We start from the raw sequence: 13289 nt of genomic DNA, 5'->3' as shown, positions 1-13289 counted from the left end.
GCTTAACTCCAGTACAAGCGGTTAGGATTATCAACCAGCAGCTTTTGCTGCAACTCAGGGGTTGAGGCGATCTGCGAAATATAGTCCACCAACAAGCCATCATCAGGCATGTGGGACTTCAGGTTAGGGTGTGGCCAATCGGTGCCCCACAGGACCCGGTCGGGAAAGGTCTCGACCAGATGGCGCGCATAAGGCACGACATCCTGATAGGCATGCTGTTCACCATTCAGGGCAAACGGCCCGGATTGGCTGAGGCGCTCTGGGCAACTGACCTTGGTCCAGATATTGGGGTGGTCGTGCATCAGCGACACAAAGCGCTGGAACTCCGGCCCATCGATTGGTTGGGTGACATCAGGACGCCCCATATGATCCACCACCACAGTGGTCGGCAAAGTCGTGAAGAAGTCATAGAGCTCGGGCAAGTCGGCCGCCTCGAAGTAGACCACGACGTGCCAGCCCAGCGGCGCAATACGGGCGGCAATATCGGCCAAGACCTCGCGCGGCGTGAAATCCGCCAGGCGTTTGACGAAATTGAAGCGCGTACCGCGCACCCCCGCAGCATGCAGCGCCTGCAGTTCGGCATCGCTAATGTCCTGTGCGACCGTCGCGACGCCACGCGCCCTGCCCTCGGACGACTGCAGCGCATCGACCAGGGCACGGTTGTCCGTGCCGTGGCAGGTGGCCTGCACGATGACGTTTTTGCTGAACCCCAGGTGATCGCGCAAGGCGAACAGGGCTTCTTTGGACGCATCGCAAGGCGTGTACTTACGCTGCGGCGCATAAGGAAACACAGCGCCCGGTCCAAAAACATGGCAGTGTGCATCCACCGCACCCGGCGGCAGGCGCAAATGCGGTTGGCTGGGCCCATTGTAGTAATCCAGCCAGCCCGGGGTCTTGACGAAAATGCCGTCGGCGCTCATGGTGCAGTCCTTAATCCAGGTATTTCAAACCGGCTTTTTCCAAGCCTTCCCGCATTTTGTAGTAGTCCAGGCCCAAGACGCCAGAAGCGAAAATATCGCGCTTGCTGATTTCATTGTCTTCGCGGGCCTGGGCCCGGGCTGCGACCTCGGCGGCCAGGGCGGCAGGTACCACCACCACGCCATCGGTATCCGCCACAACCACATCGCCCGGCATCACACTGGCATTGGCGCATACGACCGGGATATTGACCGAGCCCAGCGTGGCCTTGATGGTGCCGCGGGCGCTGATGGCCTTGGCGAATACCGGAAAATCCATGGATTCCAAGGTATCAATATCGCGCACGCCGCCGTCAATGATCAGACCCGCTGCGCCGCGCGCCTTGAAGGACGTCGCCAACAAATCACCGAAAAAGCCATCGGTGCTGTCGGCCGTACAAGCCGCCACGACCACGTCGCCTGGACGGATCTGTTCGGCGGCCACGTGCAGCATCCAGTTATCGCCCGGCTGCAGCAGCACCGTGACGGCCGGACCGCATAGCTTTGCCCCATGCCAGACAGGGCGCATGGTGGGCTTCATCAGGCCCACCCGCCCCATGGCTTCGTGAATGGTGGCCACGCCAAAATGCGACAGGTGTTCGACAGCAGCAGCATCTGCACGCTGGATCGTGCGATGCACGACACCCAGCTGATTCAAGGGAATGCTCATATCCATAGTCCTCTAGGAATCAAAGGCCCCTGGCCTTCAGGGCAGTATCCAGGCGCGGGAAAACACGCCGGGCATTGCCTTCGTAAATCTGAAAACGATCCGCATCGGACAGGGTGTCGGCGGCTTCGATGTAGCGCTTGGTGTCGTCGAAATAATGGCCGGTTTCCGGATCGATGCCGCGCACCGCGCCGATCATCTCGGAAGCGAACAGCACATTTTTGACGGGAATGACGCGCGTCAGCAGATCAATGCCCGGCTGGTGATACACGCAGGTATCAAAGAACACGTTGTTCAGCAGGTGTTCGTCCAGCAGAGGTTTATTGAGCGCCTGCGCCAAACCACGGAACCGGCCCCAATGGTAGGGTGCCGCGCCGCCGCCGTGCGGAATCACAAAACGCAGCGTGGGGAAGTCTTTAAAAAGATCAGACGTCAGGCACTGCATGAAGGCCGTGGTGTCGGCATTCAAATAGTGCGCGCCGGTCGTATGAAAGCAGGCATTACAACTGGTCGAGACGTGAATCATGGCGGGAATATCGTATTCCACCATTTTCTCGTAAATCGGATACCAGGACCGATCCGACAGCGGCGGCGCAGTCCAATACCCGCCAGAAGGATCTGGGTTCAGGTTGATGCCGACGGCACCGTATTCCTCGACGCAGCGTTCTAGTTCGGGAATACAGGTGGCCGGATCGACCCCTGGCGACTGAGGCAGCATGGCCGCCATGGCGAAATGCTCTGGAAACAAGGTCGCGACCCGGTGGCAGAGTTCATTACAAATGGCCGACCAGGTGCTGGATACCTGGAAATCACCGATATGGTGCGCCATAAAGCTGGCGCGGGGCGAAAAAATCGTCAGATCGGACCCACGCTCGCGCATCAGGCGCAGTTGGTTGGTCTCGATGCTTTCACGCAGATCATCGTCGCTGATGTGCAAGTCAGACGCTTTCGGGCTGAGGGACGCATCCTGCAGGCCGGCAATCTGGCGCTCGCGCCAATCGGCCAAGGCCTGAGGGGCTGTCGTATAGTGCCCATGGCAATCAATGATCAGGGGTTTTCGGTTCATGGGGACGGATTCTCCTAGTAGATAAACCGCTTCAGCGGGCTGCGCCTGTGGCCTGGGCCGACCAGGCGGCTGCAGGGACCATGGCATCGCCACGCATGATCAGCCGTGCCGTGCGCAATAAAGCAGCACGCACGACTTTTTGTGCATCATGCGGGTCCAATTCAAGTTCGACGGTGAACTCCCCGCTGGGGTGTTCAATGGAAACCGCCTTGCGGGCGCCTTGTGGCAAACGGGCCAGCGCATGCGGCACCGCGCCTTCCAGCACACAGGCGGTCCCCACCGTGACGGCAGCCAGCACGCCAATGGCTTCGTGGCAGACATGCGGGATGAAGCAACGCGTGCTGATGGCACCCCCTGACTGCGGGGCCGACACCAGGGTCATCTTGGGGTAATTGCGATCTTTGACGTCGCCCAGCCCCATGCGTTCGGCGGTGATCAGGCGTAAAGCCTCGATTTTTGCCTTCAGCGCCACGTCCGCATTCAGTTGGGCCGGTGTTTCCTGGCCAGTGCAGCCTACGTCCTGAGCACGAAACAAGACCAGGGGCATGCCATTGTCGATACAGGTCACGTCGATATCAAACGCCGGAAAATCCGCGCCTGCGGTCGGTTCGACATGCACGCGGTCCAGCACCTGACCGGTCGGCAGCAGGCTGGCGCATACCGAGCCTGCGGTATCCAGAAAGTTGATGGTGATGGGGGCCGAGGTGCCGGGCACGCCATCGATGCGGGCCTGGCCTTCGTAGCTGACCTGACGGCCTGTCGGCGTCAGTGGTGTCTGCACCGTGATGTCGCACAGCATACCGGTGTTGCGGGTCAGAACGCGCACCGTTGTTTCATCGGCCTGGGCCTGAATCAGCCCACGTTCGAGGGCAAACGGCACCACGGCGGCCAGCATATTGCCGCAGTTGGCGGTGGTGTCCACGGTATCTTGATCCGGCTGCAGTTGGGCAAACAGAAATTCCAAATCCACATCCGGGGTAGTTCCTGCCCGGACGATGCCGACCTTGCTGGTCAAGGGATGCGCCCCGCCCAGGCCATCGATCTGGCGTCGATCTGGCGAACCCAGCACGGCCAGCAACACACGGTCGCGCGCTGCCGTGTCCGACGGCAGATCGGATTCCAGAAAAAACGGACCGCGTGAAGTGCCACCACGCATGAACAAGGTCGGGACAGGCTTTTGCATCTCATCACCACATTGCTGGATTACAGCCATTATGGCCAGATGCAAGCCAACAAATAAGAGGATGATGTCACTAGCTGTTATGCCGAATTGTTATAATTAACAGGCTCACATATCAAACCCAAGGGTAAACCCTGACATGGATCTGAAACAGTTGGAATACTTCGCTCGGGTTGCCGAACTGGGCAGCTTCACCCAGGCATCGCACGCGCTGGATGTGGCACAACCGGCACTTAGCCGACAGGTTCGTCTGCTCGAGGTCGAACTACGCCAGAATCTGCTGAATCGCAACGGCCGGGGTGTGACGACCACCGAGGCCGGCAAGCTTCTGCTGGAACACTGCCAAGGGATACTGCATCAGGTTGAACGCGCCAAAGAAGACATGGCCCGGGTGCATGGCGCGCTGGCGGGCCGGGTCACCCTGGGCATCGCCCCCAGCGCCTCGAAAATGCTGACGGTGCAGCTGACGCGGGCATTTCGCAAGCAGCTGCCCAATGCCTCTCTGTCCATCACCGAGGGCTTGTCGCTGATGATGCAGGAATCACTGTTGGCGGGCCGCCTGGACATTGCGCTGCTGTATAACCCATCGGCATCGGCCGAACTGGATCTTATCCCGCTGACCAGCGAGTTGCTGTATCTGGTCGGCCCCCGGGGTCCGCACCCCTCGACACAGCCGATTTCCTTGAAATCATTGGCAGGCATGCCCCTGGTGATCCCAAACCGCCCGCACACCATTCGTATGCTGCTGGAATCCCACATGGCGCAGATCGGCTGCCGCCCCAATATCCGTCTGGAAATCGATAGCGTGCCTGCCATCCTGGATCTGGTGGCCGACGGAGCGGGCTATGCCGTGCTGAGCGAGCATGCCGTGCTGACCACGGCATACCCGGATCACTACCATACACGCCTGATCAAACCACCCGAGCTACGCAGCCAGCTATACCTGGCAACAGCGTCAGGCCGGATCACCACGCTGACACAAAAAGCCATGCTGGATCTGATTCAGACCATGGTACAGCAGGTCTATCCGGCACCAATGACGCAAACCGGCTGAGACTGCCCACCAGGGCAGTCTCAGCCTGGTCGCAGGCAACTGGCGCCAGACGGCTTACTTCGCCTGATCGATCAGGCGATCGGCATAGGCTTGCCAGCCTTCGGCCTGATCGACGCCGGCAAACAGATCCTGAGCAGCCAGACCGGCCACCCAATCCTGCTTTTCAGCGGTAGCGGCGGCCATCCAAGGCTCGAAGCCTGCCTCGCGCACGGTATTGGCAACCTCGCGCATCTCTTCGGCACGGCGTCGACCATGCTGCACCACCCGGCTGTAGAAATACCGCCCCTGCTCTGCCCAGTCGATGGACGGGAAGGTTTCCTGCAGGGTAGGCAGTACGTAATCTTCGACACCGTAAGCGCGCGCAGTCGTATAGCTTTCAATCACCAAGGCCTCCAGGCCCTTGATCATGACACTGCGGCACATCTTGATGGCCGATGCTATCCCCAGTTCTGGCGATACCGCCGTGGCATCCATCCCCCAGGCAGTCAGGCGGACGGCCAGGGCCTGCGCATGCGGCCCCCCCAACAACATGGGCACCCGGATGCCGTACGGCGGCACCGAGGTCATTACCCCGGCCTCGACATAGTGCCCGCCTGCAGCTTCGACCAGGGAAGCGGCCTCGCGCTTGGCGCCCGGCGAGGCGGAATTCAAATCCAGAAAAACCGTGCCTGGCAACAGATGGTCTGCGGCGGCACGCGCCACCGCCACCGTATTGGATGCCGTGACGGCGGACATCACCAGATTGCTGGCGGCGCACAGATCGGCCACCGACGCACACAGAGTAATACCGTCCTGTGCGGCCCGCTGGTTCAGCGGCTGCGCTGCCACGGGATCAGTCAGCTTCAAATCCCAGGCCTGGGCGCTTGCCACCTGCGACTTCAGGCCTGCACAGAAAATCCCGCCTACCTCGCCATAACCGATCAACCCCAACCGCGTATCCTGCATGATTGCTCCAAAGGACTAAATATTTTTGGCCCGATGCACGGGCCAGCCACCATCCGCCCCCTAGGCGGACGGGTATTGCTCCGTATCGATTTCCAGCTGTGTGGCCGGCCCATAGCGGTCTCCCGCCACACGATCATGGCGGAAGTGCGCCGCCAGTGCGGCACACAAGGCGTCGTTCAGCACCACATCGACCGCGTCCAGGTTTTCTTGCAAGTGCGCCAGATCACAAGTGCCTGGGATGGGAATAATGTCTGGCCCCTGGTGCAGCAGCCAGGCCAGGGCCAATTGGCCGGGGGTACAGCCCAGCGCTCGGGCGCTGTCACGCAGCAGCCCCAGCAATGACTGGTTTCGGGCAAAAGCGTCGGGCTGAAAACGCGGCATGCGACGGCGCAAATCAGTGTCCGCCAAGAGACTGATAGAAGGCAAGCCATCGGCCAGAAATGCCCGCCCCAAGGGGCTGAATGCCACCAGTTGCGCCCCGATCTCACGGCAGGCTTGCAGGACGGCAATTTCCACATTGCGCGACCACAGCGAGTATTCGCTTTGGACTGCAGCAATAGGGTGTACCGCATGCGCCTTGCGCAAGGTGTCAGCGGAAACCTCGGATAAGCCGATGTGGCGGATCTTGCCTGCCTGCACGAGATCCGCCAATGCGCCAATACTATCTTCGATGGGGACAGATTTGTCCCAGCGATGCAAGTAATACAGATCCAGGACATCGGTACGCAAGCGGCGCAACGAGTCCTCGCAGGTACGCCGCAGCGTGTCCGGGCGGCCATCGATGCGGCGCTGGCCGTCTTCGCGAAAAATACCGCACTTGCTGGCCAGCAAAAAACGGCTGCGATGCGGCGACAGCCCCCGACCCAGCATTTCTTCGTTGTGGCCGAAGCCATAAAGAGCCGCCGTGTCGAATAGTGTCACCCCCCGGTCCAGCGCCCCCAGCAGCAGGGTTTGCGCCTGTTCAGGCGAAGCGGCGGGGCCATAGCCGTGGCTGAGGCTCATGCATCCCAAGCCAATCGGAAAAACCGGCATGCCGGCGAGCGTGCGTGTTGATGTCATAGTAGTTGAATTATCCCCAGAACAACGGGGCAGTGTAAGCCCGCATCGACCACTAACAGCTATAAGCGATTGCGATAGCGGGCTGGGCGGGCAGAAATTCACTGCCCCGCCAACAATATCATGCAGGTTCCAGCACCAGCAGACCTGTCGCCGTATTGGAAATCGGTACATGATAGTGGGCATGGCGCTTGCGCACCGGAATATCATCCAACACCCCGCGCGCCGCCACCCACATCAATAATTCAATCCCTTGCGTTCCGGTCAGTTCGACCAGTTCGTCGTTGGTGTATTGCGTGATCCAGGTCGGGTCATCGACCAGGCTTTCCATGAACTGCTGATCAAAGGATTTATTGATGAAGCCTGCACGTTCGCCATCCAATTGGTGCGACAGGCCGCCGCTGGCGATCACCAGCACGCGCCGCTCATCATCCCAGGACTCGATGGCACGGCGCAGCGACTGCCCCAGGCGATAACACCGCGCCGCAGAGGGGTAAGGCGCCAAGACCGTATTGATGCATACCGGCACGATTTCCACCGGCCATGCGCCCGCTTCTTGGCCTTCGGGCCAGAGCAAGGCCAAAGGCAGCGAGACCGCGTGATCGATCAGGGCTTCCTGGCAAGTGGTGATGTCGAATTCGTCCTCGACCAGGGTCTCGATCATATGCCAGGACAAGTCTACACAGCCACGCGGCTGGACCAGGGCCGGGATGCCCCAACCTTCATCGCCGGTCTGGTAGACGTCTGCCGCCCCGACGGAGAAGGTCGGCATCTTGTCCAGAAAGAAATTCAGCCCATGGTCGTTATGCACGATCACCACGACATCGGGGCGCACCTGTGCCAGCCAGGCCCGGGCCTCGTCATAGGCATCGAAAAAAGGCTTCCAATAGGGCTCCTGCTCTTTTCGGCGCGCCAAGGCGCCGCCAATGGCCGGGACATGAGAAGTGCTGATGCTGCCAATAAGTTTTGCCATGATTATGCTCCTGCGGCAAGCAATTTTGCCTGAAAGTCCTGCTTGCTCATCCCGGTCTGCTGGGCGCCGATATCCTGCATATCCAGGCCGAATATGCCGGCGAGTTTGGCCAGATAATAAGGATGCCCGCCAGCGGCAATCATGCTCAGGACAAGGCGGCTGCGCACGGCTTCTTTTTGGGTATCGTTCAGGCTGTAACGCGTCATATAGGCTTCCTCATCTTGCAGAAAGGCCTGGCGACATTGTGCAGAATTAAAACTAAAACACATCCGATTCAAGGCGTAGCCGATCCGTGCCAGATCCCCATCGAAAATGACCGTACCGGGAATTCCCCGCCGACGCGCTCGTGTGTTTGATGTCATGACTTGTCTCCTAGAAAATAGCCCGTCTCGGTATTTACCGTTCGCGGGTCATCAGACAGGTCCATGATGGCCCAGGCCTGGCCAATCAAGAATGGATTTTTATGCTTTAAAAAAGTACATTTGATGGATTCACATCATCTGCATAGCGCCATGGAATCCCTCACGCCCGCCCCGCCCGTGCATGACCACACGGCGATCCCTATCTATAAGCTATACGGCTATGGCAACGTCTGGACCATGGCCGACCCACTGTATTGCGAGACCATTGCCGCTCAGGAAAAATTGCATAATTGGCATGTCACGGCACACAAGCACATTGACCTGTTCCAAATCCTGTTTCTGGAGTCCGGCAGCGTGACGGTGGTGCTGGACGGCCTGGCCCAGCGCCTGACCACAATGCCAGAACCGGCGGACCAGCCCACCACGCCCGCCATCGGGCACATCATCATGGTGCCCAGTCATGTAGTGCACGAATTCATTTTCCAGCCTGGTGCCAGCGGTTATATCCTGACCCTGACCTATGCCTTGTTGCAGCCGCTGTGCGAACGCCATGAATTAAGCCTGGCCGGAATGACGGCGGCGGCCACCCTGCCGTTAGGCGCCAGCGATACGCACACAGTCCAGCTATTTCACCAGTTGAATCACGAATACCGCAGTCTGCCCACGCCTCAGCGCGGACCCTTGCTCGAATCTCTGCTGGGCATTATTTTGGTCTGGATGCAGCGGCAACGGCAGCCGACCGATGCCGCGCCGGGCGATGCCCATGTAGGCGCGCAGCACCTCAGCAAATACATGCAGATGATCGAAAACCATTTCCCCCGCCAACACCGGGTCCATTGGTACGCTCAACGCATCGGTGTCACGCCAGCGCACCTGAACAGCATCGCTCAGGCCCTGGCCGGCAAGACCGCCCTGCAGTTGATCCACGAACGGCTGTTGCTGGAAGCCCGGCGCGAGCTGATCTACACCACCCGCACCATCAGCATGATCGCCGATACCCTGGGCTTTGCAGACCCAGGGTACTTCACCCGGTTTTTCAAACGGCTGACCGGGGCTGCGCCCAAGGATTTCCGCCGTCAGAAAAAGGACGCTGGCACGCAGAACTAGACCACCGGCTCGTAGGGCAAGCCGACATAGTTTTCCGCAATCGTCATCAGCCCTGCCCGGGTGCTGGTGTAGTAGTCCTGCTCGGCCTGCTGGATACGCTGGCTGAAGGCATCATCATCAAACGTATGCAGCAGCATGGTCATCCACCAGGAAAAGCGCTCGGCCTTCCAGATGCGGCGCAGACAAATTTCTGAATACCGATCCAGCAAATCAGGGCGACCATCCAGGCAGGCACCGCGCAGCGCGTGGTACAGGGTATACACGTCGCTGGAAGCCAGATTCAGGCCTTTGGCGCCGGTCGGCGGCACAATGTGCGCGGCATCCCCTACCAAAAACAGATTGCCAAAGCGCATGGGTTCAGCCACAAAGCTGCGCAAGGGCGCAATGCTCTTTTCAAACGACGGACCAGTCTGAAGCTTGGCAGCGACATCTTCCGGCAAGCGGGCGGTCAATTCTGTCCAGAAACGATCGTCCGACCAATCATCCACGTGTTCGGCCAGGCTGCACTGAAGATAGTAGCGGCTGCGCGTATGTGAACGCATGCTGCACAGGGCAAAACCACGGGGATTGTGAACGTAGATCAGTTCGTCCTCGACGGGCGGCGTATCGGTCAACAAGCCCAGCCAACCAAACGGATAGACACGTTCGAAATTGCGAATGCGGTCCTGGGGCACAGACTGGCGCGACACGCCATGAAACCCGTCGCATCCGGCGATATAGTCGCATTGCAGCACATGCTGCTCGCCCTGATGCGTAAAGCTGACGCTGGGCTTATCCCCGTCCAGGAAATCGTTCAGACGGACATCGGTCGCCTCGTAGTAAATCGGCGCCCCACTGGCTTCGCGTGCTTCCATCAGGTCGCGCGTTACCTCGGTTTGTCCATAAACCAGCACGGATTTTCCGGTCAATTCCCGCATATCAACCCGCTGACGGCGGCCCTGGAACGCCAGGGAAAAACCGCCGTGATCCAGGCCTTCGGCATCCATGTTGGCGGATACGCCAGCCTCGCGCATCAGGTCGACAAAGCCATATTCCAGCACACCGGCGCGTACCCGACTCAACACGTAGTCAGGCGTGTGGCGCTCCAGAATGACATTATCAATGCCACAGCGATGCAGCAACTGGCCCAGCAACAGCCCGGATGGACCGGCCCCGATTATTGCGACTTGTGTTTTCATGATTCTCCTCCGCCCAGGCCCGCGTACCCCATGGCACTAGATCAGGTCCGGCATAGGCACCATGATGACAATGCAACTATCTTTTGAGAATGTATTTTTCAAGCATAAAATTGCCAATATGAACTATTTTGAACATGCGCCTTTGTTCCAGCTATATGGTGAACAGACCGACTGGCCTCTGGCAGAAATGCTGCACTGCGAAACCATTGCTTCGCGCAGCCGCTTGCACCATTGGCATATTCGGCCACACCGCCATGCGGGCCTCTACCAAATCCTGTATCTGCACCGGGGCCAGGCCATCGTCAGCCTGGACGAAACCCGTTCGGCCATCCAGGGCCCGGCTGCCGTTGAAATCCCCCAGGCTTATGTGCACGGCTTTGAATTTGATACCGACTGCACCGGCTACGTCATCACCATCACCAATGCATTGCTGACCCGGCTTGCGCTGCGCCTCGGGCCAACGGCGGCCCCCACCCGCCACCCGGCGCTGCACCCGCTGAGCATCGGCCAACACAGCAACGATCTGCACGAGGCCTGTGCCCAGCTGAATACCCAATACGCGGCCCGGCATCCCTATCGGGAAGCCCAGATCGAAGCCTGGTTGACCTTGTTGTATGCCCGCCTGCGCAGCCAGCCGGGCAATACCGAGCACCAACCCCAGACCACCAAGGGGCTACGACACTACACCCGCTTCAATGAACTGCTGGAACAGGCACACAAGCGCCACCATGCAGTCGCCTGGTACGCCCAGCGGCTAGGCCTTAGCACCACCCACCTGAACCTGCTGACACGCACTCACGCAAACAAAACCCCGCTGCAGCTCATTCACCAGCGTCTGACCCTTGAGGCCACCCGCAGTCTGATCTATACGACGATGACCATCCAGGAAATCTCCGACGATCTGGGTTTTTCAGAGCCAGCACATTTCACCCGGTTCTTTCGCAAAACAGCCGGACAATCCCCCAGGGATTTCCGGCTGCACATCATTCATGCCATCGGATCTTAAAAGAAGCCCAAGGCATTGGGGCTGTAGCTGACCAGCAGGCACTTCGTCTGCTGATAGGCCCCCAGCGCCATCTTGTGGGTTTCACGGCCAATCCCTGACTGCTTATAGCCACCAAAAGCTGCATGCGCGGGGTACAGGTGGAAGCAGTTGGTCCAGACGCGGCCGGACTGAACCTGGCGCCCCACCCGATAGGCCTGTGAACCGTCACGCGTCCAGACCCCTGCCCCCAGGCCATAGTCGGTATCGTTGGCAATGGCGATGGCCTCGTCCTCGTCCTTGAAGGTGGTCACGGATGCCACCGGGCCGAAAATTTCCTCTTGGAAGACGCGCATGCTGTTATCGCCAAACAGCAAGGTGGGTTTGACGTAAAAGCCCTGATCCAAGCCAGCGCCCGGCGCATTGCGTGCACCACCCGTCAGGCAACGCGCCCCTTCTTCGCGGCCAATGTCGATATACCCCAAAATCTTATCCATCTGGGCCTGCGAGACCTGCGCCCCCAACATGGTGGTGCTATCCAGGGGGTGGCCGGTCTTCATGGACTCAATGCGCTTGACGGCACGCTCGATGAAACGTTCGTAGATGGATTCCTGAACCAGGATGCGCGATGGGCAGGTGCAGATCTCGCCCTGATTCAGGGCAAACATGCTGAGACCTTCCAGTGCCTTGTCAAAAAAGGCATCATCCTGGTCCATCACGTTGGCGAAGAAAATATTGGGGCTTTTACCGCCCAATTCGACGGTGCTGGGAATCAGGTTGTCGGCGGCGGCATGCAGAATATGCTTGCCCGTGGGGGTAGAGCCCGTAAACGCGATCTTGGCGATGCGCTTGCTGGATGCCAAGGCAGCACCGGCTTCACGGCCAAAGCCATTGACGATATTCAGCACGCCGGGGGGCAACAGGTCGCCCACCAGCTCCATCAGCACCAGAATCGAGACCGGGGTTTGCTCGGCTGGTTTCAGCACGACGCAATTCCCGGCGGCCAGCGCGGGGCCAAGCTTCCAGGCAGCCATCAGCAGCGGGAAATTCCAGGGAATGATCTGACCCACAACCCCCATGGGTTCGTGGAAGTGGTAGGCCACCGTCGTCTTGTCGATTTCGGAGATCCCGCCTTCCTGGGCGCGAATGCAGCCCGCAAAATAGCGCAGGTGGTCAATCGCCAGGGGCAGGTCGGCAGCCATGGTCTCACGCAAGGGTTTGCCATTGTCGATGGTCTCGGCCACAGCCAGCAAGCGCAGGTTTTGCTCCATGCGATCGGCCATGCGCAGCAGCACGCCGGCGCGCTCGGCCACCGAGGTTTCCCCCCAGGCCTTACGGGCGGCATGCGCGGCATCCAGCGCGGCCTCGACATCGGCCGCGTCCGAGCGTGGCACTTCGCAAAATACCTGGCCGGTAATGGGTGAAAGATTATCGAAATACTGCCCGCCAATCGGGGCTACCCAGCGTCCTCCGATATAGTTTTCATAGTGTTTCTTATACGGAAAGCCGATATCGATGCCAAAGTGTTTCAGATCTGTCATGTCCATGTTTGTCTCCTTTGAACTCAGGTACGCCTGAAAACCCAGGCGCTATATTGGCCAGAGCATTTGTTCTCTGTGCTTGTATTGACTGAAGCAAAACCCATGCCAACTTTTAAAGCCCTACTCAGCGCCCGCTAGTGATGGCATACTGGCACAAAGCTGTTTTGAAAACAGGGACTTGTCGCAAAACGCGACACCCAGGCTGTTTATTTCGCGACAGCA

General features: G+C 59.3%; 13 protein-coding genes. 3 read left to right on the top strand and 10 right to left on the bottom strand.

The annotated features are described in order from the left end of the window. Positions 1-2: 2 nt before the first annotated feature. Genes VDP81_RS13930 through VDP81_RS13915 form a run of 4 tightly spaced genes read right to left on the bottom strand, consistent with a single transcriptional unit; the run spans position 3 to position 3872 of the window. Positions 3-920, bottom strand: coding sequence for an amidohydrolase family protein (locus VDP81_RS13930; protein ID WP_322995303.1), 918 nt, complete (start codon positions 918-920; stop codon positions 3-5). Between the two features lie 10 nt (positions 921-930). Then, entirely contained in the window at positions 931-1626 is a 696-nt protein-coding gene (gene ligK / locus VDP81_RS13925) for a 4-carboxy-4-hydroxy-2-oxoadipate aldolase/oxaloacetate decarboxylase (protein ID WP_322995304.1), read from the bottom strand. Positions 1627-1645: 19 nt separating this feature from the next. Beyond that, entirely contained in the window at positions 1646-2674 is a 1029-nt protein-coding gene (locus tag VDP81_RS13920) for an amidohydrolase family protein (protein WP_322995396.1), read from the bottom strand. A 46-nt stretch (positions 2675-2720) separates the two neighbouring features. Then, positions 2721-3872 (bottom strand): 4-oxalomesaconate tautomerase, encoded by a 1152-nt coding sequence (locus tag VDP81_RS13915; protein WP_322995305.1) that lies wholly within the window; start codon positions 3870-3872, stop codon positions 2721-2723. Positions 3873-4008: 136 nt separating this feature from the next. Here VDP81_RS13915 and VDP81_RS13910 point away from each other — a divergent pair, with 136 nt between their 5' ends. Then, a complete protein-coding gene (locus tag VDP81_RS13910) occupies positions 4009-4923 on the top strand; it encodes a LysR substrate-binding domain-containing protein (RefSeq protein ID WP_322995306.1) in 915 nt (304 codons plus the stop codon). A 54-nt stretch (positions 4924-4977) separates the two neighbouring features. On the opposite strand, the gene VDP81_RS13905 is transcribed toward VDP81_RS13910, so the two are convergent. The 4 genes from VDP81_RS13905 to VDP81_RS13890 all read right to left on the bottom strand — a co-directional run bounded on the left by VDP81_RS13905 (position 4978) and on the right by VDP81_RS13890 (position 8259). Beyond that, positions 4978-5868 (bottom strand): NAD(P)-dependent oxidoreductase, encoded by an 891-nt coding sequence (locus VDP81_RS13905; RefSeq protein ID WP_323012627.1) that lies wholly within the window; start codon positions 5866-5868, stop codon positions 4978-4980. A 60-nt stretch (positions 5869-5928) separates the two neighbouring features. Next, positions 5929-6927, bottom strand: coding sequence for an aldo/keto reductase (locus VDP81_RS13900; protein ID WP_323012626.1), 999 nt, complete (start codon positions 6925-6927; stop codon positions 5929-5931). 118 nt (positions 6928-7045) lie between these two features. Then, positions 7046-7897, bottom strand: coding sequence for a class III extradiol dioxygenase family protein (locus VDP81_RS13895; RefSeq protein WP_322995309.1), 852 nt, complete (start codon positions 7895-7897; stop codon positions 7046-7048). Positions 7898-7899: 2 nt separating this feature from the next. Beyond that, positions 7900-8259 carry a protocatechuate 4,5-dioxygenase subunit alpha gene (locus VDP81_RS13890; protein ID WP_322995310.1) on the bottom strand — a complete coding sequence of 120 codons (360 nt, stop codon included), beginning with the start codon at positions 8257-8259 and terminating at the stop codon, positions 7900-7902. Between the two features lie 123 nt (positions 8260-8382). On the opposite strand from VDP81_RS13890, the gene VDP81_RS13885 reads away from it, so the two are divergent. Next, positions 8383-9366, top strand: coding sequence for a helix-turn-helix domain-containing protein (locus VDP81_RS13885; RefSeq protein ID WP_322995311.1), 984 nt, complete (start codon positions 8383-8385; stop codon positions 9364-9366). Here the strand turns inward: VDP81_RS13885 and pobA are convergent. After that, a complete protein-coding gene (gene pobA / locus VDP81_RS13880) occupies positions 9363-10544 on the bottom strand; it encodes a 4-hydroxybenzoate 3-monooxygenase (protein WP_322995312.1) in 1182 nt (393 codons plus the stop codon). The genes VDP81_RS13885 and pobA overlap by 4 nt on opposite strands. Positions 10545-10662: 118 nt before the next feature. On the opposite strand from pobA, the gene VDP81_RS13875 reads away from it, so the two are divergent. Further along, positions 10663-11550 (top strand): helix-turn-helix domain-containing protein, encoded by an 888-nt coding sequence (locus VDP81_RS13875; protein WP_323012625.1) that lies wholly within the window; start codon positions 10663-10665, stop codon positions 11548-11550. Here VDP81_RS13875 and VDP81_RS13870 read toward each other — a convergent pair. Continuing rightward, positions 11547-13073: an aldehyde dehydrogenase family protein gene (locus tag VDP81_RS13870; protein WP_323012624.1), complete on the bottom strand. Its 1527-nt coding sequence runs from the start codon at positions 13071-13073 to the stop codon at positions 11547-11549. The two genes, VDP81_RS13875 and VDP81_RS13870, sit on opposite strands and share 4 nt — an antisense overlap. Between the last annotated feature and the right edge of the window lie 216 nt (positions 13074-13289).

It is taken from the genome of Castellaniella sp., from assembly GCF_034675845.1.
GTDB lineage: Bacteria > Pseudomonadota > Gammaproteobacteria > Burkholderiales > Burkholderiaceae_B > Castellaniella.
This window is presented reverse-complemented; position numbering and strand designations above follow the sequence as displayed.

What these genes read in the sequence shown, in the direction of transcription:
- pobA (WP_322995312.1), bottom strand. Translation starts at nt 10,544, where the DNA reads ATGAAAACACAAGTCGCAATAATCGGGGCCGGTCCATCCGGGCTGTTG.
- VDP81_RS13895 (WP_322995309.1), bottom strand. Translation starts at nt 7,897, where the DNA reads ATGGCAAAACTTATTGGCAGCATCAGCACTTCTCATGTCCCGGCCATT.
- VDP81_RS13870 (WP_323012624.1), bottom strand. Translation starts at nt 13,073, where the DNA reads ATGGACATGACAGATCTGAAACACTTTGGCATCGATATCGGCTTTCCG.
- VDP81_RS13885 (WP_322995311.1), top strand. Translation starts at nt 8,383, where the DNA reads ATGGATTCACATCATCTGCATAGCGCCATGGAATCCCTCACGCCCGCC.
- VDP81_RS13890 (WP_322995310.1), bottom strand. Translation starts at nt 8,259, where the DNA reads ATGACATCAAACACACGAGCGCGTCGGCGGGGAATTCCCGGTACGGTC.
- ligK (WP_322995304.1), bottom strand. Translation starts at nt 1,626, where the DNA reads ATGAGCATTCCCTTGAATCAGCTGGGTGTCGTGCATCGCACGATCCAG.
- VDP81_RS13930 (WP_322995303.1), bottom strand. Translation starts at nt 920, where the DNA reads ATGAGCGCCGACGGCATTTTCGTCAAGACCCCGGGCTGGCTGGATTAC.
- VDP81_RS13915 (WP_322995305.1), bottom strand. Translation starts at nt 3,872, where the DNA reads ATGCAAAAGCCTGTCCCGACCTTGTTCATGCGTGGTGGCACTTCACGC.
- VDP81_RS13875 (WP_323012625.1), top strand. Translation starts at nt 10,663, where the DNA reads ATGAACTATTTTGAACATGCGCCTTTGTTCCAGCTATATGGTGAACAG.
- VDP81_RS13905 (WP_323012627.1), bottom strand. Translation starts at nt 5,868, where the DNA reads ATGCAGGATACGCGGTTGGGGTTGATCGGTTATGGCGAGGTAGGCGGG.
- VDP81_RS13900 (WP_323012626.1), bottom strand. Translation starts at nt 6,927, where the DNA reads ATGACATCAACACGCACGCTCGCCGGCATGCCGGTTTTTCCGATTGGC.
- VDP81_RS13910 (WP_322995306.1), top strand. Translation starts at nt 4,009, where the DNA reads ATGGATCTGAAACAGTTGGAATACTTCGCTCGGGTTGCCGAACTGGGC.